We start from the raw sequence: 22,941 nt of genomic DNA, 5'->3' as shown, positions 1-22,941 counted from the left end.
GGCCTAGTCCAGCAGGACGACCGCGAGCCGGCGCGGGCCGTGGACGCCCTTGACCCGGATCATCTCGATGTCGGCGGTGGCGGACGGCCCGCTGACGAAGGTGAGCGGCCGGGCCGGGTCGAGCCGGGCGAGCGCGCCGGGCAGCGCGGAGTGCACCTGTTCGGCGCGGACCACGCAGACGTGCAGGTCGGGCAGCAGGGTCGCGGCGCGGCGCCCCTGGGCGGGTCCGCCGTCGAGGACGAGCGTGCCGGAGTCGGCGACGGCGGCCGCGCAGCCGGTCAGGACGGCGTCGGTGGCGTCGAGTTCGGCCTTGTCGAGCGGCGGGCGGTCGACCCGTACCCGGCCGTCCCATCCGGCGGTCCAGTCGGCGGGCAGTCCGTCGGGGACGACCAGGCTGCGGGCGCCCTCCTCGGTGAGCGCCCGGGCGACGGCCGCCGCGGGGCGCGGGGCGCGCAGCACGCGGGCGCCGTACTCCTCCAGCCGTTCGGCGAACAGCGCGAGCACCGCCTCCCGGTCGTCGGGGTCGAGGCCGGGGGCGTGCCGGAGGTAGTGCCGGGGCGGTTCGGGGGCGGGCGGGACGGCGGCGGCGCGGATCCGGCGGAGGATCTCCGCGCGGGCGGTGTCGGTCATGCCCGTTCTCCTTCGTTCTGCTTCCACCAGCTGCGGAAGGACTCCTTGGGGACGTCGGGCAGCGCCCGGTTGTCGGTCCAGCCGGGGACGGGGGTGCGGGCGGGCAGCAGCGGTCCGACGAGTCCGGCGGCCTTGACGGCGGCCTTCCACGCCGCCGGGCGTTCCATCACGGCGCCGACGGTGTTCAGCGCGGCCCGTTCGACGGGGTGCCGGCCGCCGTCGGCGACCTGGGCGCGCAGGTCGAGCAGCACGTCGGTGAACCGGATCCGGACGGGGCAGACCTCGTTGCAGGCGCCGCACAGCGTGGAGGCGTAGGGCAGCGAGGCGGTCTGCGGGTCGTCGGTCCCCTTGAGCAGCGGGTTGAGGATCGCGCCGATCGGCCCGGGGTAGACCGAGCCGTAGGCGTGGCCGCCGGTGCGCTCGTAGACGGGGCAGGTGTTCATGCAGGCGCCGCAGCGGATGCAGCGCAGGGCCTGGCGGCCGACCGGGTCGGCGAGGGCGCGGGTGCGGCCGTTGTCGACCAGGACGAGGTGGAAGTCGCGCGGGCCGTCGTCGGCGGTGGTGCCGGTCCAGGTGCTGGTGTAGGGGGCCATCCGTTCGCCGGTGGCGTTGCGGGCCAGCAGTTGCAGGAAGACTTCGAGGTCCTGCCAGTCGGGGACGGTCTTCTCGATGCCGACGACGGAGATCAGGGTGTCGGCGAGGGTGAGGCACATCCGGCCGTTGCCCTCGGACTCGACGACGACCAGGGTGCCGGTCTCGGCGACCACGAAGTTGGCGCCGGAGACGGCGACCTTGGCGCCGAGGAACTTCTCCCGCAGGTGCAGCCGGGCGGCTTCGGCGAGTTCGGCGGGGTCGTCGGTGAGCCCTTCGGGGGCGGGGCGGCCGTGCCGGCCCATCTCGCGGGCGAAGATCTCGCGGATCTCGCTGCGGTTGCGGTGCAGCGCGGGGACGACGACGTGCGAGGGCAGGTCGTCGCCGAGCTGGACGATGGTGGCGGCGAGGTCGGTCTCGCGGGCGCTGATCCCGGCGGCTTCGAGGGCGGCGTCGAGGCCGATCTCCTCGGTGAGCATCGACTTGACCTTGACGATCTCGCGTTCGCCGGTGGCCCGGACCAGGTCGGTGACGATCCGGTTGGCCTCGGCGGCGTCCCGGGCCCAGTGGACGGTGCCGCCGGCCGCGGTGACCTTCTCCTCGACCTGCAGCAGGTACCCCTCCAGGCCGGCCAGCACCCGGTCCTTGATCGCGGCGGCGCTGTCGCGCAGCTGCTCCCAGTCGGGGCGTTCGGCGGCGAGCACGGCCCGCTTGCCGCGGATGGTGTGGGTGGCGCGGCGGACGTTCTCGCGCAGCTGCCGGTTGCCGACCTCGCGGGCGGCGGCCTCGGGGAAGGCGGGCCAGCCCAGGAACGACCTGCTCATCGGACGGCCTCCACGACGGGGAGGCCGGGCAGCGGCCCGTCCCGTTCGGTGCGGGCGAGGATCTCGGCGAGGTGCAGGGTGCGCACCGGGTGGCCGTCCTTGGTGAGCCGGCCGCCGATGTTCATCAGGCAGGAGTTGTCGACGGCGGCCAGCACGGACGCCCCGGTCTCCCGCACGTGCCGGGCCTTGTCGCCGTTCATCGCGCCGGACACCGCCGGGTTCTTCACCGAGAAGGTGCCGCCGAAGCCGCAGCACTCCTCCTGCGCGGGCAGTTCGACGAAGTCGATGCCCCGGACCGCGCGCAGCAGCCGGTAGGGCCGCTCCGCCAGCCCGGTGGCCCGCAGGCTGTGGCAGGTGGGGTGGTAGGTGACCCGGTGCGGGAAGTACGCCCCGACCTCCTCGACTCCCAGCCGGTCGGTCAGGTACTCGGTCAACTCGACGACCCTGGGCGCGAGTTCGGCCACCGCGCGGGCCAGCCCGGGATCGCCCGCGGCTTCGGCGGCGAGCGGGTACGCCTCGGCGGGCATCCCGGCGCAGGACGCGGACGGGACGACGATCTCCTCGTACCCGGCGAAGGTGTCCACGAAGTGCCGGGCGAGCTTCGCGGTCTCCTTGCGGTAGCCGGTGTTGAAGTGCATCTGGCCGCAGCAGCTCTGGGCGGCCGGGAAGTCGACCTCGACGCCGAGGCGGCGCAGCAGGGTGACGGTGGCCCGGCCGGTGCCGGGGAAGAGGGTGTCGTTCAGGCAGGTGACGAACAGGGCGGTGCGGGAGCGCGGGGCGTTCGGGGGCATGCCCGCATCATAGATGCAAGCTTAGATGCAAGCCAGGAGGCGTGGCAGAATGACCGGGTGACGACCGAAGCCCTGCCCACCGCCGACCGGGCCTACCAGCACGTCCGCACCCGTCTGCTGGACGGCACCTGGCCGGGCGGCACGCTGCTCTCCGAGGGCGTGGTCGCCACCGAGCTGGGCCTGTCCCGCACCCCCGTCCGCGAAGCCTTCCTGCGCCTGCAGTCCGAGGGCTTCCTGCGCCTGTACCCCAAGCGCGGCGCCCAGGTCGTCCCGATCGCCCCGGGCGAGGCCCGCGACGTCCTGGCCGCCCGGGTCCAGTTCGAGCACGCGGCGGTCGACAGCCTCGCCGCCCGCGGCCCCGAGGCGCTGACGGCCGCCGCCGCGGAGCTGGTCGCCGCCTGCGAGCACCGCGACCCGCACCCCGTCGAGGCCGGCCGCCACTTCCACCTCACCCTGCTGCGGGCCGCCGGCAACCCGGTCCTGACCGCCCTCTACGAGACCCTCTGGGACCGGCAGGTCCGGGTCTCGGCCGCCGCGACCGCGACCCCAGCCCGCGCCGAGCGGGACCACGCCGAACACCTCGCCCTGGCCCGCGCCCTCGCCGTCCCCGACCCCGCCCTGGCCCGCGAACTGGTCACCGCGCACGCCGAGTCCCTGCTGGCGCGCATCGCCTGAGGCATCAGGGGCTCGGGGAACGGCGAGCCCGTGTCTGCTGACGGTGCACTGCCGGAGCGCGCATCGGCTTCCGGTTCCGTTTACTGCACGCAGCAGCACGAACCTCCGATGGGCTCCGACCATCAGCAGCACGGACTCGCCGTTCCCCGAGCCCCTGTTGTGGATCCCGCCGTTCTTACCGAGCCCCTGTCGGGACTCCCTGTCGGCGCTCTCCCCTGCTCCTACCGGCCGCGCAGCTCCCGGTAGCGGTCGACCAGGTTGGCGGTCGAGGCGTCCAGCGCTTCGGCGCCCTCGCCGGTGAGCAGGACCGGCTCGATCTTCTTGGCGAGCACCTTGCCGAGCTCGACGCCCCACTGGTCGAAGGAGTCGATGTTCCAGACCGCGCCCTGGACGAACACCTTGTGCTCGTAGAGGGCGATCAGCTGGCCGAGGACGTGCGGGGTCAGTTCGGTGGCCAGGACGGTCGTGGTGGGGTGGTTGCCGCGGAAGGTCTTGTGCGGGACGAGTTCGGCGGGCACGCCCTCCGCGGCGACCTCCTCGGCGGTCTTGCCGAAGGCGAGCGCCTGGGTCTGGGCGAAGAAGTTGGCCATCAGCAGGTCGTGCTGGGCGACCAGGGCGGGCTGCAGGTCGGCGACCGGCTTCGCGAAGCCGAGGAAGTCGGCGGGGATCAGCTTGGTGCCCTGGTGCAGCAGCTGGTAGTAGGCGTGCTGGCCGTTGGTGCCGGGGGTGCCCCAGACCACGGGGCCGGTCTGCCAGTCGACGGGGTTGCCGTCGCGGTCGACCGACTTGCCGTTGGACTCCATGTCGAGCTGCTGCAGGTACGCGGTGAACTTCGACAGGTAGTGCGAGTACGGGAGCACCGCGTGCGCCTGGGCGTCGAAGAACGCGCCGTACCAGACGCCGAGCAGGCCGAGCAGCAGCGGCACGTTCTCCTCGGCGGGGGCGGTGCGGAAGTGCTCGTCGACCAGGCGGAAGCCGGCCAGCATCTCCTGGAAGCGCTCGGCGCCGATCGCGATCATCAGCGAGAGGCCGATGGCCGAGTCGTAGGAGTAGCGGCCGCCCACCCAGTCCCAGAACTCGAACATGTTGGCGGTGTCGATGCCGAAGTCGGCGACGCCCTGCGCGTTGGTGGACAGCGCCACGAAGTGCTTGGCGACGGCCTCGTCGCCGGCGCCGAGCTGCTCCAGCAGCCAGCCGCGGGCGACGACCGCGTTGGTGACGGTCTCGATGGTGGTGAAGGTCTTGGAGGCGACGATGAACAGCGTCTCGGCGGCGTCCAGGTCGCGGACGGCCTCGTGCAGGTCTGCGCCGTCGACGTTGGAGACAAAGCGGACCGTCAGGTCGCGGTCGGTGTAGGAGCGCAGCACCTCGTAGGCCATCGCGGGGCCGAGGTCGGAGCCGCCGATGCCGATGTTGACGACGTTGCGGATCCGCTTGCCGGTGTGGCCGGTCCAGGCGCCGGAGCGCACCTTCTCGGAGAAGACGGCCATCTTGTCGAGCACGGCGTGCACGGCGGGCACCACGTTCTCGCCGTCGACCTCGATGACGGCGTCCCGGGGGGCGCGCAGCGCGGTGTGCAGGACGGCACGGTCCTCGGTGTTGTTGATCTTCTCGCCGCGGAACATGGCGTCGCGCAGTTCGGCGACGCCGGTGGCGGCGGCGAGTTCGCGCAGCAGCTCCAGGGTGCGGTCGGTGACCAGGTGCTTCGAGTAGTCGACGAAGAGGTCGCCGACCCGCAGGGTGTAGCGCGTGCCGCGGTCGGGGTCGGCGGCGAACAGCCCGCGCAGGTGCTGTTCGCCCAGGTCCGCCCGGTGCTTCCCCAGCGCGGCCCACTGCGGGGTGCGGTCCAACGGGGTCCGGCCGTTGGCAGGGGTCTCCGACATCGGTGTGCTCCTAGGGTCATACGGGGGTGCAGGTACCGGCAGGTTCCGGCGGGAGGGTTGCGCTGGTCCGGCGGGTAAGCGTGCGTGTGCCGGCTCCGTCGACGGCCTTGCCCGCCCCAACCCTATGCCCTGGGGGCGGCGGGCCGGTGGTCCACCACGGGAGGTCGACGGGACGTCACTTCCGCGCCGACTGGAGGTCGAGCGCGCGTAGCACCCGGTCGGCGACCTCGGGGTCGGCGCCGGCCTCGCCGCGGGCGACCAGGACCTCGCGGCGGGAGGCGGCGATCATCTCCTGCTCGACGGCGAACCCCTGCCGCCACTGCTTGCCGCGGCGCTTGGCCTCCAGCGCCTCCTCCTCCTCGTACTTCTCGGGGCAGAGCCGGGCGAGCCGGTCGTGCTGGCGCTCGCGCAGCCGTTCGGTGATCTCGGGCGGGAGCTGGTCCTCCTCCTCCAGCTCGGCGAGCCGGTGCAGTCCGGCCTTGGCGGCGCGCCACCACAGTTCGCGGACGGCCCGCTCGTGCTCGTCGTGGGCGTCGTCCAGGCCGAGCAGCTTGACCACGTACGGCAGGGTGAGGCCCTGGACGACCAGGGTGAACAGCACGACGCTGAAGGCGATGAAGACGATCTCGCTGCGGGCCGGGAACGGCAGCCCGTCGTGCAGGGCGAGCGGGATGCCGAGGGCGAGGGCGACGGTGGCCACCCCTCGCATGCCGGACCACCAGAGCACGACGGTCTCCCGCCAGCTGATCGGGGTGTCCTCCTCGCCGTGGGTGACCCGCCGGGAGAGCCAGGCGGCGGGCAGCAGCCAGAGCAGGCGCAGCAGCACGACCACGCCGACGACGATCGCGGTGTCGCCGAGCATGGTGTGCCAGGTGTCCTTGACGTCCTGCAGGACGGTGGACAGCTCCAGGCCGATCAGGCCGAACGCGACGCCGGTGATCAGGGTCTCGACGATCTCCCAGAACGCGTTGCCGACCAGCCGGTAGGAGACCTCGTCGGCGTCGGAGGCCCGGTCGGCGAGGTAGAGCGCGCAGACCACGACGGCCAGCACGCCGGAGCCGTGCGCCTCCTCGGCGAGCGCGTAGGCGGCGAACGGGACGAGCAGGTTGAGCGCGACCTGCTGGGTGGGGTCGTCCAGGAAACCGGCGATCTTGGCGTTCAGCCAGCCGAGTCCGACGCCGACGGCGACCGCGACCACCGCGGAGAGCAGGAAGCGCTCCACCGCCCGGCCCACCGACAGGTCGCCGTCGACGACGGCCTCGACGGCCAGCGAGTAGATGACGATCGCGGTGACGTCGTTGAACAGGCCCTCGCTCTCCAGCACCGCGGTCAGCCGGCGGGGCAGCCCGACCTCGCCGGCCACCGCGACGGCGGCGACCGGGTCGGGCGGGGAGACCAGCGCGCCCAGCGCGACCGCGGCGGCCAGCGGGGCGGCGGGCACCAGCCAGCTGAAGACGCCGGCCACCGCGGTGGTGGTGACCACCACCAGGGCCACGGCCAGCAGCAGGATGGAGCGGATGTTGGCCTTGAAGTAGCGGACCGAGGAGCGCCGGGCCACCGCGAAGATCAGCGGGGGCAGCACCAGCGGCAGGATGAACTCGGGGTTGATCTGCACGTTGGGGATCTGCGGGACGATCGCGAAGACCAGTCCGACCATGGTCATCAGCACCGGCTGCGGGATCCTGCTCCGGCGGGCCAGTGGCATCGTGACCACCGAGGCGAGCAGGACCAGGAAGAGCAGGGTCAGCTGGCCCACGGTGGTTCCTCTCGGCAGGTGCGGGGTGCGCCGGCTTCAGCATACGTCCGGGCCCCGGCCGGGCCGATTGTGTGTTTCGGGCGCTGACCAGGTAATGTTCTCTCCGTCAGCAGGCGCCGCTAGCTCAGTTGGTTAGAGCAGCTGACTCTTAATCAGCGGGTCCGGGGTTCGAGTCCCTGGCGGCGCACAGACAGCGCGAAGACCTCCCTCCGGGGAGGTCTTCGGCGTTTCCAGCCCTTTCACTCCCGGTGCAGTTCGTTGACGCACAGCACGTTGCCGTCCGGGTCCTTGAACCAGGCGGCCCGCATGCCGTCCGCCTCGGCGACTCCGTCGAGGGTCTTCAGCCCGGGCTGGTCGTACTCCTCGAACACCACGCCGCGGCCGCGCAGTTCGGCCATCTCGGTGTCGAGGTCGGCGACCTTCCAGCTGGCCAGCGTGTGACCGGCCTGTCCGCCGTACGGGGTCTCGTACATGCCGAACTCGGTGCTTCCGCAGCGGAACACCACCTCTTCGGCGCCTTCCCGGGCCAGGGTGAGCCCGAGCGTGTCGTGGTAGTACCGCTTGGCCCGTTCGAGGTCGGTCACCGGGATCACCGCGAGCAGGGGAGCGTCTGCCAGCATCGCCACCACCTCCTCACCCCAGGCTAGGCGCGCCCGCCACCCCGGTCGACCAGCGGCGTTCCGACGGCCCGCCCGGCAGACGACCGGAGCCGGCCACCCCGCGGGGGCGACCGGCTCCGTCACCGCCGCCACGACCGGCCTCAGCCCTCTCCCCCACCCCGCAGCCCGGCGCCAGCCGCCCCCTCCCCGCTCCCCCGCCTAACGGCCGGAGCCGACCACCCCCGCAGGGACGACCGGCTCCGTCACCGCCGCCACGGCGGCTCCCAGCCCTCTCCCCCACCCCGCAGCCCGGCGCCAGCCGCCCCCCTCCCCGCTCCCCCGCCTAACGACCGGAGCCGACCACCCCCGCAGGGACGACCGGCTCCGTCACCGCCGCCGCGGCGACTCTCAGCCGAAGTAGCTGTGGAAGTTCTTCGAGAACTCGTTGTTGTTGTAGTTGTCCCAGTTGATCGACCAGGTCATCAGGCCGCGCAGGTTCGGCTGCTTGCCGGCCCGCGGGGTGTAGGAGCCGCAGCTGGTGCCCTTGGTGAGGCAGTCGAGCGCCTGGTTGACCACGGACGGGGCGACGTAGCCGTTGCCCGCGTAGGTGTTGGCGGGCATGCCGATCGCGACCTGCGAGGGCTTGAGCGCCGGGAACATGTTGTTGGTGTTGCCGGCCACCGGGAAGCCGGTGAGCAGCATGTCGGTCATCGCGATGTGGAAGTCCGCGCTGCCCATGTTGTGGTACTGGTTGTCGAGGCCCATGATCGAGCCCGAGTTGTAGTCCTGGACGTGCAGCAGGGTCAGGTCGTCGCGCAGGCCGTAGATGACCGGCAGGAAGGCGCCGGCCCGCGGGTCCTGGCCGCCCCAGGGGCCCGAGCCGTAGTACTGGTAGCCGAGCTGGACGAAGAAGGTCTCCGGCGCCATGGTCAGCTGGAACTTCGCGCCGTACTTGGCCTTGAGGGTCTTGACCGCGGAGATCAGGTTGGTGATCACCGGGGTGGTCGGGTTCTTGAAGTCGTTGTCGCCGGTGTTCAGCGACAGCGAGTGGCCCTCGAAGTCGATGTCGAGGCCGTCGAGGCCCCACTTGTCGATGATCCCGGAGACCGAGTTGACGAAGTTGTCGCGGGCGGCGGTGGTGGTCAGCTGCACCTCGCCGTTCTGGCCGCCGATCGACAGCAGGACCTTCTTGCCCTTGGCCTGCTTGGCGGCGATGGCCGCCTTGAAGTCGGCGTCGGACTCGACGCCGGGGCACTCGGTGACCGGGCAGCGGTTGAAGTGGATGGTGCCGCCGGTGATGGAGTCCGGCTCGCCGAAGGCCAGGTCGATGATGTCCCAGCTGTCGGGGACGTCGGCCATCTTCATGTACCCGGCGCCGTTGGCGAAGCTGGCGTGCAGGTAGCCGACCAGCGCGTGGCCGGTGGGGGGCGGCGGGCTGGTGGGCGGCACCGAGGTGGACGGGCTGGCCGAGGTGGACGGCGACGCGGAGGCCGAGGTCGACGGCGAGGCCGAGGCGGAGGCCGACGCGGAGGGGGACGGCGAGGCCGACTTGGAGGGGCTCGCGCTGGCGGAGGGCGAGGCGGGCGCGCCGGGGCCGTCCAGCGAGACGTCGTCCGCGTAGTAGGTGCCCTGGCCGTACCAGCCGTGGGTGAACACGGTGGCGGAGGTCTGGGTGGCGGTGGTGGTGAAGCTGACCGAGAGCTTCTGGTAGGCGCCGCCGGTGCTCGGCGTCCAGGTCGAGGTGCCGCCGTTGACGCCGAGGTAGACGTAGGCGCCGTTGACGTACGCGCTGAGCGTGTACGTGGTGTTGGGGGCAACCGCGACGGTCTGGGTGCACTGGGCGGTGTCGGACGCGGACGCGGCGGCCGCGAGCGCGTAGGTGCCGCCGTGGGCGTGGCCGGTGACCACGGAGCCGGTCGAGCCGGTGCAGGTCCAGGGGTTCAGCGAGTTGGTCTCGAAACCGCCGTTGACCAGGAACTCTCCGGCCGATGCCGACCCGGCCAGGCCGAAGCTGAGCGCGACGGCGCCCGCGGCGGCCACCGCCCAGGCCGTTCCGGCGGCGAGCAGCCGCTTCTTACGGGGAGTACGCATGTGGGGATGCTCCTGCCTCTGTGTGGGGGACGCCCTCCTCCGTCCCGCCGGGCTGTGGGGTTCCCGGCCGGGGCGTGCCGCCGCACCGGCACCCACCAAGGGAGTTGGACTAGACCACTGAAGCGGCTGTGACTCCCCCCTGTCAATGGACCGGAGAGCACGGTTCGGTGACCCGCTGTCAGCCGCTCCGACCGGCCCGCCGGCGCCCGGGCGGCGCGGCCGCGTTTGCGGGCCCCGGCGGCTGATCGAACCATGGAGGGGTGTCCGGATACCTGCGGTACCCCCATCTGCGCGGCGGTCTGCTCGCCTTCACCGCCGAGGACGACGTCTGGGCCGCGCCGCTGGCGGCGGACGGCTCGGTGGGGCGGGCCTGGCGGGTGAGCGCGGACCGGACCCGGGTGAGCCACCCCCGGCTGTCGCCGGACGGCACCGCACTGGCCTGGACCAGCTGGTTCGCGCTGGTGCCCGAGGTGTTCACCGCGCCGGTGGACGGCGGGGAGGCGGTCCGGCTGACGTACTGGGGCAGCCAGGACACCCGGGTGCGCGGCTGGCTGCCGAACGGCGAGGTGCTGGCGGTGACCTCGTACCACGAGCCGTTCGCGCACTACGCCTGGGCGTGGGAGCTGCCGGCGGACGGCGCGCCGGGGCGGCGGATGCCGTGGGGGCCGGTCGCGGACGCCCAGGTCGGCGCGGGCCACACGGTGCTGCTGACCGACGCGGCGCCGCACGAGCCCGCGTTCTGGAAGCGCTACCGGGGCGGCGCGACCGGCCGGCTCTGGGTGGACCACGACCTGCTGCTGCCCGGCCTGCCCGGGCACCTGGCCTCGCCGATGCCGGTGGTCTGCGCCGAGGGCACCCGGATCGCGTTCCTCTCCGACCACGAGGGCGTCGGCAACCTGTACTCGGTCCGCCCGGACGGCACCGGCCTGCGCCGGCACACCGACCACGCCTCGTACTACGCCCGGGAGGCGGCGAGCGACGGCGTCCGGGTGGTCTACCAGCACGCCGGGGACCTCTGGCTGCTCGACTCGCTGGACGCCCCCGCCCCGCGCCGGCTGGACGTCCCGCTGGGCGGCGCCCGGGCCGGGCGGCGGCCGTACCAGGTCAGCGCCGCCAACAACGTCAAGGACCTGGCCTGCGACGCCACCGGCCGGGCCGGGGTGCTGAACGTGCGCGGCTCGCTGTACTGGCTGACCCACCGCGACGGCCCGGCCCGGGTGCTCGCCGACACCCCGGGCGTGCGCTGCCGGCTGCCGCTGGTGCTCGGCTACGGCAACCGGGCCGCCTGGGTGACCGACGCCGACGGCGCGGACGCGATCGAGCTGGCCGCGCTGCCCGGCAAGGACGCGCCGCCCGGGAAGGACGCGCTGTCCGGCCAGGACGCCGCGGACGAGCACCCCCCGCACCGGCGGATCGCCGGCGGCCGGATCGGCCGGGTGCAGGAGCTGGCCGCCGCCCCGGACGGCGGGCGCCTGGCGGTGGCCTGCTCGGACGGGCGGCTGCTGCTGGTGGACACCGCGGACGGCGCGGTCACCGAGGTCGCCGCGTCCCGGTTCGGCCCGGTCTCCAGCCCGGCGTTCTCCCCCGACTCGCGCTGGCTGACCTGGTCCGAGCCGGTCGCGGGCCGCTCGCTGCGGGCGATCCGGCTGGCCCGCACCGACCGGCCGGAGCACAAGGTCGCGGTCACCGGCGGCCGGTTCGAGGACGAGCACCCGGTGTTCACCCGGGACGGCCGCTTCCTGGTGTTCCTGTCCTGGCGGGGCTTCGACCCGGTGCACGACGTGCACACCGGCGACCTGTCCTTCCCGCTCGGCTGCCGCCCGTACCTCGTCCCGCTGGCCGCCGGCACCCCGTCCCCGTTCGCCTCGCCCGCCGAGGGCCGCCCGCCGGTCGGCCTGGACCCGGAGGAGGCCACCGGCGACGGCACCGTGCACGTCGACGAGGAGGGGCTGAGCAAGCGGCTGGTGCCGTTCCCGGTGATCGCCTCCAAGTACTCGGCGACCGCGGCGGTGCGCGGCGGCGTGGTGTGGCTGCGCTGGCCGATCTCCGGGGCGCTGGGCCAGACCTTCGCCAACCCGGAGGACACCTCGGGACGCCCCGCCCTGGAGCACTTCGACCTGGCCCGGGGCCGCCGCAGCACCCTGGTCGAGCAGCTCGACGGCTTCGCGGTCTCCGCGGACGGCTCGGCGGTCTCGGTGTTCTCGGCGGGCGCGCTCAAGCTGTACCCGCTGGCCGCCCCGGGCGCCCCGCTCCCCGTCGACCTGCGCCGGATCACCCACACCGTGCACCCGGCCGCCGAGTGGCGGCAGTCCTACGCGGAGGCGGCCCGGATCGTCGCCGACCAGTTCTGGGACGAGGGCATGTGCGGCCTGGACTGGCCCGCCCTCACCGAGCAGTACGCCCCGCTGCTGGAACGGATCGCCTCCCCCGACGACTTCGCCGACCTGCTGCGCGAACTGCTCGGCGAACTCGGCACCTCGCACGCCTACGTCACCCCGTCCCGGCGCGGCGAGGGCCCCGCCATCGCCCAGCAGCCGCTCGGCCTGCTCGGTGCCAACGCCCACCGCGACGCGGAGGGCCGCTGGCTGGTCGACCGGATCCTGCCCGGCGAGTCCTCCGACCCCAAGGCCCGCGCCCCGCTGGCCGGCCACGGCCTGCACGACGGCGACGAACTGCTCGCCGTCGACGGCCGCCCGCCCGACCCGGTCCGCGGCCCCACCCCGCTGCTGGCCGGCACCGGCGGCACCACCGTCGAACTGACCGTCCGGCACGACGGCCGGGTGCGGCGGATCGCGGTCACCCCGCTCACCGACGAACGGCCCATCCGCTACCAGGACTGGGTGGCCAAACGGCGGCACCTGGTACGGGAGTTCAGCGACGGCGTCTGCGGCTACCTGCACATCCCCGACCTCGGCGGCTCCGGCTGGGCCCAGTTCAACCGCGACCTGCGCTCCGAACTCGCCCGCCCCGCGCTCGTCCTGGACGTCCGGGGCAACGCGGGCGGCAACGTCTCCGAACTCGTCCTGGAGAAGCTCCACCGCCGCGTCCTGGCCTGGGACTTCACCCGCGGCCGGCAGCCCGTCCGCTGGCCCCGGGACGCCCCGCGCGGCCCGGTCGTCGCCCTCGCCGACCACGCCACCAGCTCCGACGGCGACGTCATCATCGCCGCCATCAAGGCCCTCGCGCTCGGCCCCGTCGTCGGCACCCGCACCTGGGGCGGCGTGGTCGGCATGACCGGACGGCACGCGCTCGGCGACGGCACCCAGATCTCCGTCCCCAAGAACGCGAGCTGGTTCACCGACGGCATCGGCTTCTCGATCGAGAACCGCGGCGTCGACCCCGACGTCGAGGTCGTCCGCACCCCCCACGACTGGGCCCGCGGCGACCACACCGACCTCGCCGCCGCCGTCGACCTCGCCCTCACCCTGCTCACCGCGACCCCCGCCGCCACTCCCCCGCCCCGCGACACCCCCCGCCCCGACCTGCGCCGACCGCCGCTACCGCCCCGGCCCTGAGGAGCCGCTGCGCGGAGCCGGCAGGGGACGAGAAGGAAGCACCCGAGCCCCGACCCCGCGACGCCCCCCGGTTCTGAGCGGCCGCCGCGCGCGGGCGCGGCTCCTCCGGTTCCGGGCGTGCGCGGAGCACCGGCGTTCCCGCGGCGGGGGCCGGTGCTCCGTGTGCGCGGGGCTCAGCCCCAGGGGTCGCCCTCGGCGGTCATGTTCGCGGCGGCCTCGCGGTCCTCGCGTTCCTGCCGGATCCGGCTGTCCGCGTCGTCGCGGGCGCGTTCGACCTGGTCGCCGGAGGCGTCGGCGGCCTCGTCGTGGGCGAGGGCGGCGCGTTCGGGCGGTGCGGTGGCGGGCTGGGCCGCGTGGTGGCGGAACCTGTCGAAGATGCCCATGTCTCCTCCTCGGGTGGGCCCCCCTTGCCACGGTACGCCGGTGGGACGGGCCCGGTCCGGGTCCGTCCCACGCGGGGGTGCGGTCAGGAGGACTCGTCCTCCTGCTGCTGGTCGTCCGCGGACTCCTGGCCGCCGGGCATCATGCCCTCGGCCTTCTCGCGGGCCTTCTGCTCGGCGTCCTCGGTCTTGGAACCGTGGTCGCCGAGCGCCGACTTGGCCTGGTCGGCGAGTTCGTTCGCCTTGTCCTTGAACTGGTCACTCAGACCCATGTCTCCTCCTCGGGGTGTCGCGACAACGGGCTCCGTCCACCCTCGCACCGGCGCGGACGGGTCGCATCCGGGCGGTCCGGGCCCACCCGTTCGGCCCAGTGCGGCCCGCCGACGGGGGCCGTTGGTCCCGGGCGGGCCGCGCCCAACGGCCGTATCCGCCCTACGCGGCCCTGACGGAGAGTGGGGTGGTCAAGCCGGTCCCGGCAGCGCCGCCGGGGCGTCCCGCAGCCGCACCCCAAGAGGTGAGCGCGCCATGCCGTCCCGTGCCCAGTCCCCCGCCACGAAGGCCCCGGAAGCCCCGGAACCCGCAGAAGCCCCAGGAGCCCCGGAAGCCGCAGAAGCCGTGGCCGTCGAGGCCGCCGTCGACGCGCTGGTCCGCAACGGCCACCGGGCCCTGGAGGAGTACGCCTCCTTCACCCAGGAGCAGGTCGACCACATCGTCAAGAAGGCGTCGCTGGCCGCGCTGGCCCGGCACACCGGCCTGGCCGTCCTCGCGGTCGAGGAGACCGGCCGCGGCCTGTTCGAGGACAAGGCGGTGAAGAACGTCTTCGCCTGCGAGAACGTCACCCACGTGATGGGCCGGACGAAGACGGTGGGGGTGGTGCGCCGGGACGAGATCGACGGGATCGTGGAGATCGCCGAACCGGTGGGCGTGGTCGCGGGCGTCACCCCGGTGACCAACCCGACCTCGACCACGATCTTCAAGGCGCTGCTCGCGCTCAAGACCCGCAACCCGATCGTGTTCGCCTTCCACCCGGCGGCGCAGCGCTGTTCGGCGGAGGCGGCCCGGATCGTCCGGGACGCGGCGGTGGCGGCGGGTGCCCCGGCGCACTGCGTGCAGTGGATCGAGCGGCCGTCGATGGCGGCGACCGGCGCGCTGATGAACCACCCCGGCGTGGCGACGATCCTGGCCACCGGCGGCAACGCGATGGTCAGGGCCGCGTACTCGTGCGGGAAGCCGGCGCTGGGCGTGGGCGCGGGCAACGTCCCGGCGTACGTGGAGAAGAGCGCGTACGTCCAGCGCGCGGTGAACGACATCGTGCTGTCGAAGTCCTTCGACAACGGCATGATCTGCGCCTCCGAGCAGGCGGTGATCCTGGACGCGGAGATCCACGACGCGGCGCTCGCCGAGTTCCGCAAGCTGAAAGCGCACCTGGCGACGCCGGAGGAGAAGGCCCTGCTGGAGCGGCACCTCTTCGGGGTCGGCGCGGGCACCGACTGCGCGGGGGCGAAGCTGAACGCCGACGTGGTCGGGCGGTCGGCGCCGGAGATCGCGCGGGCGGCGGGCTTCGAGGTGCCGGAGGACACCTCGATCATCCTGGCGGAGGTCGGCGGGGTCGGCGAGGCCGAGCCGCTGACCCGGGAGAAGCTCTGCCCGGTGCTGGCGGTGCTGCGGGCGGACGGCCGGGCGCAGGGGGTGGAACTGGCGCAGCGGATGGTGGAGTTCAACGGCCTGGGCCACTCGGCGGCGGTGCACACCGAGGACGCGGCGTTCGCCGAGGAGTTCGGCACGGCGGTCAAGGCGTGCCGGATCATCTGGAACGCGCCGAGCTCGCAGGGCGGCATCGGTGACGTCTACAACGCGTTCACGCCCTCGCTGACGCTGGGCTGCGGCAGTTACGGGCACAACTCGGTGTCGGGGAACGTCTCGGCGCTGAACCTGGTCAACATCAAGCGGATCGGGCGGCGCAACACCAACATGCAGTGGTTCAAGGTCCCGCCGAAGATCTACTTCGAGCGCCACTCGATCAAGTACCTGGCCAGCATGCCGAACGCCCGCCGGGTCGTGGTGGTCACGGACCGGACCATGGTGGAGATCGGCCACCTGGAGCGGATCCGCACCGTGCTGGACCGGCGCCGCGAGCCGGTCGAGGTGCGGGTGGTCGACGACGTCGAGCCGAACCCGAGCATCGACACGGTGCGCCGGGGCGCGGAGCTGATGCGGGCGTTCGAGCCCGACACCATCGTGGCGCTGGGCGGCGGTTCGCCGATGGACGCGGCGAAGGTGATGTGGCTGATGTACGAGCACCCGGAGGTCGAGTTCGCGGACCTGAAGGAGAAGTTCTTCGACATCCGCAAGCGCGCCTTCACCTTCCCGGACCTGGGCGATAAGGCCAAGCTGGTGTGCGTCCCGACCACGTCGGGCACCGGCAGCGAGGTCACCCCGTTCGCGGTGATCACCGACACCGCCACCGGCCAGAAGTACCCGCTCGCCGACTACGCGCTCACCCCCAGCGTGGCGATCGTCGACCCGGCGCTGACCACCCGCCTGCCGAAGGACGTCACCGCCGACTCCGGCTTCGACGCGCTGACGCACTGCATCGAGACGTACGTGTCGGTGTACGCCAACGACTTCACCGACGGCCTGGCCCTGCAAGGGATCCGGCTGGTCTTCGAGCACCTGGAGCGGGCCGTCGCCGACGGGCCGGACGACCCGGTGGCCCGGGAGAAGATGCACAACGCGGGGACGATCGCGGGCATGGCGTTCGGCTCGTCCTTCCTGGGCGTGGTGCACGCGATGGCGCACACCCTGGGCGCGACCTTCCACGTGGCGCACGGGCGGACGAACGCGCTGCTGCTGCCGCACGTGATCCGCTACAACGGCTCGGCGCCGGGCAAGGTGACCAGCTGGCCGAAGTACCGCAGCTACGTGGCCCCGGAGCGCTACCAGCGGATCGCCCGGACGCTCGGGCTGCCCGCGGACACCCCCGAGCAGGGCGTGGAGTCGCTGGCGGCGGCGGTGGAGGAGCTGCGCGACAAGGTGGGCATCCCGCGCTCGTTCAAGGAGGCCGGGGTGGACGAGGCGGCCTTCCTGGCGGCGCTGCCGCAGCAGGCGATGAACGCCTACGAGGACCAGTGCGCGCCCGCCAACCCCCGGATGCCGATGCTCGCGGACATGCGGCGGCTGATGACCCGGGCCTACTACGGCAACCAGAACTGAGAAGGGGACACCGAGATGACCACCTCGCAGCAGCACACCACCGCGTCCGCCCCGACCGGTGCCTGGGACGGTTTCAAGGGCGGCCTGTGGCGGGACGCGATCGACGTCCGCGACTTCATCCAGCAGAACTACACCCCGTACGAGGGCGACGGCGCCTTCCTGGCCGGCCCGACCGAACGGACCTCGGGCGTCTGGGCGAAGATCACCGCGCTGTTCCCGGCGGAGCGCGCCAAGGGCGTCCTGGACGTCTCGTACGACACGCCCTCGACCGTCACGGCGCACGCGCCCGGGTACATCGACCGGGAGAACGAGCTGATCGTCGGCCTGCAGACCGACGCCCCGCTGAAGCGGGCGATCATGCCCAACGGCGGCTGGCGGATGGTCGCGGGGGCACTGGAGACCTACGGGTACCCGGTCGACCCGGAGCTGGCGAAGGTCTTCACGCAGTACCGCAAGACCCACAACGCGGGCGTCTTCGACGCCTACACCCCCGACATCCGGGCCGCCCGCAAGGCCGGCGTCGTCACCGGCCTGCCGGACGCGTACGGGCGCGGCCGGATCATCGGCGACTACCGGCGGGTCGCGCTGTACGGGGTGGACCGGCTGATCGCCGCCAAGCGGGAGGAGAAGGCGTCGCTGGACGCGGCGCCGAGCGACCCGCGGGTGCTGGAGGAGACCATCCGCGAGCGCGAGGAGCTGGCCGAGCAGGTCCGCGCCCTGGAGGAGCTGAAGGCGATGGCCGCGTCCTACGGCCACGACGTCTCCGGCCCGGCCCGGGACGCCCGGCAGGCGGTCCAGTGGCTGTACTTCGCGTACCTGGCGGCGGTGAAGGAGCAGAACGGCGCGGCGATGTCGCTCGGCCGGACCTCCACCTTCCTCGACGTCTACCTGGAGCGGGACCTGGTCGAGGGCCGGCTGACCGAAAGTCAGGCCCAGGAGCTGGTCGACGACTTCGTCATCAAGCTGCGGATCGTCCGCTTCCTGCGCACCCCCGAGTACGACGAGCTGTTCTCCGGCGACCCGACCTGGGTCACCGAGTCGATCGGCGGCATCGGCGCGGACGGCCGCCCGCTGGTCACCCGCACCTCGTTCCGCTACCTGCAGACCCTGTACAACCTGGGCCCGGCGCCGGAGCCGAACATGACGGTGTTCTGGTCGCCGAAGCTCCCGCGGGGCTTCAAGGAGTTCTGCGCCCGGGTGTCGATCGACACCTCCAGCGTGCAGTACGAGTCGGACGAGCTGATGCGCCCGCGCTCCGGCGACGACACCGCGATCGCCTGCTGCGTCTCCGCGATGGAGGTCGGCAAGCAGATGCAGTTCTTCGGCGCCCGGGTCAACCTCGCCAAGACGCTGCTGTACGCGATCAACGGGGGCCGGGACGAGAGGTCCGGCGCCCAGGTCGGCCCGGCCACCGGGGCGATCGAGTCCGAGGTGCTGGACTACGACGAGGTGCTGGCCCGCTTCGACCAGCAGCTGGAGTGGCTGGCCGAGACGTACGTGCACGCGCTGAACGTCATCCACTACATGCACGACAAGTACGCCTACGAGCGCCTGGAGATGGCCCTGCACGACCGGGCGGTGCGCCGGACCATGGCCTGCGGCATCGCCGGCCTGTCGGTCGCCGCGGACTCGCTCTCCGCGATCAAGTACGCCAAGGTGCGGCCGGTGCGCGACGAGACCGGCCTCGCGGTCGACTACCAGGTGGAGGGCGAGTACCCGGCGTACGGCAACAACGACGACCGGGCCGACGAACTGGCGGTGTGGCTGGTCGAGGAGTTCATGCGCAAGGTGCGCAAGCACCCCACCTACCGGGGCGCCGAGCACACCCAGTCGGTGCTGACCATCACCTCGAACGTGGTGTACGGCAAGAAGACCGGCGCCACCCCGGACGGCCGCCGGGCCGGCGAGCCGTTCTCCCCCGGCGCCAACCCGATGAACGGGCGCGACACCCGCGGCTACGTGGCCAGCGCGCTGTCGGTCGCCAAGCTGCCGTACGCGGCGGCCGAGGACGGCATCTCGCTGACCAACACCGTCACGCCCGACGCGCTGGGCCGCACCCCCGAGGAGCGGGTGCGCAACCTGGCGGGCGTGCTGGACGGGTACACGGCCGTCGGCGGGTTCCACATGAACGTCAACGTGCTGGACCGGGAGACCCTGCTCGACGCGATGGAGCACCCCGAGAAGTACCCGCAGCTGACCATCCGGGTCAGCGGCTACGCGGTCAACTTCGTCCGGCTGACCAGGGAACAGCAGCTCGACGTCGTCAACCGCACCTTCCACGGCTCGCTCTGAGCCCGCACCGGCCCGACAGCTCCCAGGAGGCACCCCGCATGACCGTCACGCTCCCCGCCGAACTGCCGGTGGGACCGGCCGCCGGCGGCTCGGTGCACTCCTGGGACCTGTCGACCGGCGTGGACGGGCCGGGCACCCGGTTCGTGGTGTTCCTCGCCGGGTGCCCGCTGAACTGCCTGTACTGCCACAACCCCGACACCATGCGGATGCGCAACGGGAAGCGCACCGGCGCGGACGAGGTGCTGGCGGAGGCGGCCAAGTGCGCCCCGTTCATCCACGCGGCGGGCGGCGGCGCCACCGTCAGCGGCGGCGAACCGCTGCTCCAACCCGGCTTCAGCGGCGAGCTGTTCCACCGCTTCAAGCACGAACTGGGCCTACACACCGCGCTGGACACCTCCGGCTTCCTCGGCGCCCGGGCCGGCGACGGCCTGCTCGCCGACGTCGACCTCGTCCTGCTGGACATCAAGTCCTGGGACCGGGCGCTGTACCGGAAGGTCACCGGGCAGCGGCTCGGCCCGACGCTGGACTTCGCCCGCCGGCTGGCCGACCTCGGCAAGGAGGTCTGGCTGCGCTTCGTGCTGGTGCCCGGCCTGACCGACCGGCCGGAGAACGTGGCCGGGGTGGCCGCGTTCGCCGCCGAGCTGGGCAACGTCTCCCGGGTCGACGTGCTGCCCTTCCACAAGCTCGGCGCGGCCAAGTGGGCCGCTCTGGGACGGGAGTTCACCCTCGCCGACACCCCCGTCCCCACCGCCGACCAGGTGCGGGCCGCACGCGGGATCTTCGCCGCGCACGGCCTGCACGCCGTCTGATCCGCCGCCTCCGTCGGCCCGGTCAGCCCGAGATCGACGCCGCGCCGGTCTCCAGGTGGCCGGTGAACCGCTGCGACCAGCTCGCGTCGCCGCTGACCGTCACCGTGAAGTCGTACCAGCCGCCGGTGTACGCCACCGCGTTGAAGTAGTCGCTAGTGCTGCCCCCGGCCGCGACGGTGTACGTCCACGGGCCGTCGGTGCGGTAGTTGTTCGAAGTGACGGTGAAGGTCACCGCCGAGCTGCCGCTGTTGGCCAGCTTGAACCAGAGCGCGAGCCTGCCGGTGTCCGGCGCGGCCGCGTAGCTGGTGGTGACGGCGGCGTTCTTGCCGGACGCGGTGGCGTCGCCGGTGAAGCGGCGCAGGAAGCGGTTCGGGCCGACCACCGTCAGGTCGTACTTGCCCGCGCCGTAGCCGGTGCCGCAGTTGAAAAAGTCGCTGGTCGCGCCCGCCGGGTCCACCGTGTACTGCCAGGGCCCGCCGGAGCGGTAGGCGTTGGCGTACGCGGCGAAGTGGCCGGCCGCGCTGCCCTGGTTGGCCATCGCGATCCACACCTTCATCACCCCGCCGGAGCCGAACTCCAGGCGGTCCAGGTTGGCCACCGGCTGGTACGGCAGCGCGCGGGCCGGACGGGTGCCCGGCTCCTGCACCGGCAGCTGGTTGTTCACCGGCGCCGGGTTGGGCAGCGGCCCGCAGGCGGCCAGGCCGATGGTCTGCGAGGTGTCCGGCAGCGCGGGCATCCCGTACACCGGGTGGGCGAAGTCGAACATGCCGGTCAGGTCGCCGGTGACCTTCCGCCGCCAGGCCGAGATGTTCGGGGTGGTGGCGGGCTTGCCGATGGCGGCCGTCCACTTCTCCAGGAAGCGCAGCACCGAGGTGTGGTCGGAGGTCTCCGAGGAGACCCAGCCGCCCCGGCTCCACGGCGAGACGGCGATCATCGGGACGCGAAAGCCGAGACCGATGTTGACGCCGTTGTAGAACTCCCCCGCCGTCCCGGCCGGGGCGGCCGGCGGCGGGACGTGGTCGAAGAAGCCGTCGTTCTCGTCGTAGTTCAGGAACAGGATCGTGGAGTCGAACACCGCCGGGTCGGCGTTCAGCGCGTCCAGCACGTTGTGCACGAAGTGCGCGCCGTCGGCCGGGGTCGCGTACGGGTGCTCCGAGGACGCCTGGTCCGGCACGATCCAGGACACCTGCGGCAGCGTCCCGGCCAGCACGTCCGCCTTGATCGCGGCGACGATGTCGTCCGGGGTCTTCCCCGTCACCTTGGGCACCGAGCCCATGCCCTTGACCGCCAGCGCGCTGCCCGCCGGGGCCCCGGAGAACTGGGTGAAGTACGCCAGCGCGTTGTCGCCGTAGTTGTCGGACGCGTTCTGGTAGACCTTCCAGCTGACCCCGGCGGCCTCCAGCGCCTCCGCGTACGTCTGCCACTTCAGCCCCGACTCGTCCCCGCCGTCGTACGCCGGGCCGCCCGCCGCGCCCGCCGGGTCGATCTGGCCCGACCAGTGGTAGGTCCGGTTCGGGCCGGTCGCCGAGAGCACCGAGCAGTGGTAGGCGTCGTTGACCGTCCAGTTGTCGGCCAGCGCGTAGTGGAACGGGATGTCGGCCCGGGTCAGGTAGCCCAGGGTCCGGACGTTCCCCTTGGCCACCACCCAGGAGTCCAACTTGCCGCTGTTCCACGCCTTGTGCTGGTCGCTCCAACCATGAGCAAGATCGCCATTACATTGCGCCAGCCGCTCCGGGTCGGCGCCGCCGGCCGGCTTGGTCGCCGAGAACTGCCACGGGTACTGCCGGCCCAGCAGGTTCGGCTGGTTGAACACGCTGTACCCGCCGGACAGTTGGATGGTCGCCCGGTCCGCGAAGCCGCGCACGCCCTTCAGCATCCCGAAGTAGTGGTCGAAGCTGCGGTTCTCCTGCATCAGGACCACGATGTGCTTGGCGTCCGCGAGCGTCCCCGTCGCCCCCGCGACGGCCGCTGCCGCGGGCGCCGCACCCGCCGCACCCGCCGTCGCGGTGCCCGCGACGGCCGCCCCGGCCGCCGCGCTCGCCGACCACGCCATGAATTTCCTGCGACTCAGCCCTGCCATTTCGACCCGCCCGTCCCATCGGCTGCCGGTGATGTTGTCCAGACACCTTCGTGTCGAACGCCGAGCATCCTCACGCAGGACGGGCCAGCGGGTCATGACCCTGGAGCAAGGGTTGGCGGACTGTTCACCGGGCCCGGAAACGTCGGCCGGAGGATGAACGGCCGGGGTCCGGTCCTTCACTTCCCGGGTGCGTCGTGGTGGACCTCGCTCCAGACGGTTTCGCGGGCGGTGCCGTTGTTGCGGGAGGGCGGGGAGTAGCGGTGGCCCCAGCGGTCGCCCAGGGCGAGGGCCTTGAGCACCGCCATGTGGTCCTCGGGGCTGGGTGAGCCGTCCTCGGGGCGGAAGATGCGCAGCTCGACCCGGTAGCCGTCCGGGATGACGGTCAGCCTGGCCTCCCCGCCACCCGCCTCGGCGAGCTGCTCGGCGATCTCCCAGGCACGTTGCCGCAACACGTCACCGCTCACGAGGCCACCCCCAGCGCGGAACGTGCCTCGGTGCCCAGCTCCGGGGCCGCGAGCCGGACGGGGGCGGGGAACTCACCGCGCAGCACCGCCAGTTCGAGCAGCGCCTCGGCCAGCCGCTGCGCCCAGGGCAGTCCGACGCACCCCAGCGCGAGGCCGGCCAGCTCCGGCGGGACGTCGTCGCGGTAGACCGGCGAGAGGCCGGCCGGCGGGTCCAACCTAGCCGCCAGGAACGCCCGTTCCAGCGAGTCGGCGGCCCGCTCGGAGTCGGTGAACCCGCCGCGCAGGAACCGCTGCAGGACGTCGACGGCCACCAGCGGTTGTCCGGTGTACAGCACGTGCTTCCTCTCT

General features: G+C 72.8%; 17 protein-coding genes and 1 tRNA gene. 6 read left to right on the top strand and 12 right to left on the bottom strand.

Translation table 11 applies throughout. The features are described 5' to 3' along the window. Positions 1-3: 3 nt before the first annotated feature. From ACWEO5_RS12980 to ACWEO5_RS12970, 3 genes are read right to left on the bottom strand one after another with little or no spacing between them, the layout of a single operon-like run. Positions 4-630: a LutC/YkgG family protein gene (locus tag ACWEO5_RS12980; RefSeq protein ID WP_452162461.1), complete on the bottom strand. Its 627-nt coding sequence runs from the start codon at positions 628-630 to the stop codon at positions 4-6. Further along, entirely contained in the window at positions 627-2,045 is a 1,419-nt protein-coding gene (locus ACWEO5_RS12975) for a LutB/LldF family L-lactate oxidation iron-sulfur protein (protein ID WP_344558608.1), read from the bottom strand. The genes ACWEO5_RS12980 and ACWEO5_RS12975 overlap by 4 nt, the downstream gene beginning before the upstream one ends. Next, positions 2,042-2,836, bottom strand: a complete 795-nt coding sequence (locus ACWEO5_RS12970) for a (Fe-S)-binding protein (protein WP_452162460.1) — start codon at positions 2,834-2,836, stop codon at positions 2,042-2,044. Before ACWEO5_RS12970 ends, ACWEO5_RS12975 begins: the two co-directional genes overlap by 4 nt. A gap of 57 nt (positions 2,837-2,893) precedes the next feature. On the opposite strand from ACWEO5_RS12970, the gene ACWEO5_RS12965 reads away from it, so the two are divergent. Further along, positions 2,894-3,511, top strand: a complete 618-nt coding sequence (locus ACWEO5_RS12965) for a GntR family transcriptional regulator (protein ID WP_452162459.1) — start codon at positions 2,894-2,896, stop codon at positions 3,509-3,511. 221 nt (positions 3,512-3,732) lie between these two features. Here ACWEO5_RS12965 and pgi read toward each other — a convergent pair whose 3' ends face one another. Next, positions 3,733-5,394, bottom strand: coding sequence for a glucose-6-phosphate isomerase (gene pgi, locus ACWEO5_RS12960; protein WP_344558614.1), 1,662 nt, complete (start codon positions 5,392-5,394; stop codon positions 3,733-3,735). 175 nt (positions 5,395-5,569) lie between these two features. Continuing rightward, the gene (locus ACWEO5_RS12955) at positions 5,570-7,150 is read right to left on the bottom strand and encodes a Na+/H+ antiporter (protein ID WP_452162458.1); all 1,581 of its coding nucleotides are present in this window, start codon (positions 7,148-7,150) and stop codon (positions 5,570-5,572) included. Positions 7,151-7,263: 113 nt separating this feature from the next. Here ACWEO5_RS12955 and ACWEO5_RS12950 point away from each other — a divergent pair. Next, positions 7,264-7,337: transfer RNA gene (locus ACWEO5_RS12950), tRNA-Lys, on the top strand. A 52-nt stretch (positions 7,338-7,389) separates the two neighbouring features. Here the strand turns inward: ACWEO5_RS12950 and ACWEO5_RS12945 are convergent. Together ACWEO5_RS12945 and ACWEO5_RS12940 are read right to left on the bottom strand one after the other, a co-directional pair. After that, positions 7,390-7,770: a VOC family protein gene (locus tag ACWEO5_RS12945; protein WP_452162457.1), complete on the bottom strand. Its 381-nt coding sequence runs from the start codon at positions 7,768-7,770 to the stop codon at positions 7,390-7,392. Between the two features lie 387 nt (positions 7,771-8,157). Beyond that, complete coding sequence (locus tag ACWEO5_RS12940; protein WP_452162456.1) at positions 8,158-9,840, bottom strand: chitinase; 1,683 nt, start codon at positions 9,838-9,840, stop codon at positions 8,158-8,160. A gap of 260 nt (positions 9,841-10,100) precedes the next feature. On the opposite strand from ACWEO5_RS12940, the gene ACWEO5_RS12935 reads away from it, so the two are divergent. After that, positions 10,101-13,355 (top strand): S41 family peptidase, encoded by a 3,255-nt coding sequence (locus tag ACWEO5_RS12935; protein WP_452162455.1) that lies wholly within the window; start codon positions 10,101-10,103, stop codon positions 13,353-13,355. A 173-nt stretch (positions 13,356-13,528) separates the two neighbouring features. On the opposite strand, the gene ACWEO5_RS12930 is transcribed toward ACWEO5_RS12935, so the two are convergent. After that, positions 13,529-13,738, bottom strand: coding sequence for a hypothetical protein (locus tag ACWEO5_RS12930; protein ID WP_452162454.1), 210 nt, complete (start codon positions 13,736-13,738; stop codon positions 13,529-13,531). An 83-nt stretch (positions 13,739-13,821) separates the two neighbouring features. Next, positions 13,822-14,007 carry a hypothetical protein gene (locus ACWEO5_RS12925; protein WP_452162453.1) on the bottom strand — a complete coding sequence of 62 codons (186 nt, stop codon included), beginning with the start codon at positions 14,005-14,007 and terminating at the stop codon, positions 13,822-13,824. Positions 14,008-14,260: 253 nt separating this feature from the next. Between ACWEO5_RS12925 and adhE the strand changes: the two genes are divergently transcribed. Genes adhE through pflA form a run of 3 tightly spaced genes read left to right on the top strand, consistent with a single transcriptional unit; the run spans position 14,261 to position 20,049 of the window. Then, positions 14,261-16,948 (top strand): bifunctional acetaldehyde-CoA/alcohol dehydrogenase, encoded by a 2,688-nt coding sequence (adhE, locus tag ACWEO5_RS12920; RefSeq protein WP_452162452.1) that lies wholly within the window; start codon positions 14,261-14,263, stop codon positions 16,946-16,948. 15 nt (positions 16,949-16,963) lie between these two features. After that, positions 16,964-19,240 (top strand): formate C-acetyltransferase, encoded by a 2,277-nt coding sequence (pflB, locus tag ACWEO5_RS12915; protein ID WP_452162451.1) that lies wholly within the window; start codon positions 16,964-16,966, stop codon positions 19,238-19,240. Between the two features lie 38 nt (positions 19,241-19,278). Then, a complete protein-coding gene (pflA, locus tag ACWEO5_RS12910; protein ID WP_452162450.1) occupies positions 19,279-20,049 on the top strand; it encodes a pyruvate formate-lyase-activating protein in 771 nt (256 codons plus the stop codon). Positions 20,050-20,071: 22 nt separating this feature from the next. On the opposite strand, the gene ACWEO5_RS12905 is transcribed toward pflA, so the two are convergent. From ACWEO5_RS12905 to ACWEO5_RS12895, 3 genes are all read right to left on the bottom strand, one after another. Next, on the bottom strand, positions 20,072-22,129 hold the full coding sequence (locus tag ACWEO5_RS12905; RefSeq protein WP_452162449.1) for a phosphocholine-specific phospholipase C: 2,058 nt from the start codon (positions 22,127-22,129) through the stop codon (positions 20,072-20,074). Positions 22,130-22,305: 176 nt separating this feature from the next. Further along, positions 22,306-22,593 carry a hypothetical protein gene (locus ACWEO5_RS12900; RefSeq protein WP_452162448.1) on the bottom strand — a complete coding sequence of 96 codons (288 nt, stop codon included), beginning with the start codon at positions 22,591-22,593 and terminating at the stop codon, positions 22,306-22,308. After that, complete coding sequence (locus tag ACWEO5_RS12895) at positions 22,590-22,928, bottom strand: hypothetical protein (RefSeq protein ID WP_452162447.1); 339 nt, start codon at positions 22,926-22,928, stop codon at positions 22,590-22,592. The genes ACWEO5_RS12900 and ACWEO5_RS12895 overlap by 4 nt, the downstream gene beginning before the upstream one ends. Positions 22,929-22,941 lie beyond the last annotated feature (13 nt).

It is taken from the genome of Kitasatospora sp. NPDC004272 (genome assembly GCF_053603035.1).
The sequence above is the reverse complement of the archived record's forward strand: the minus strand, read 5'-3'. Positions and strand labels throughout refer to the sequence as shown.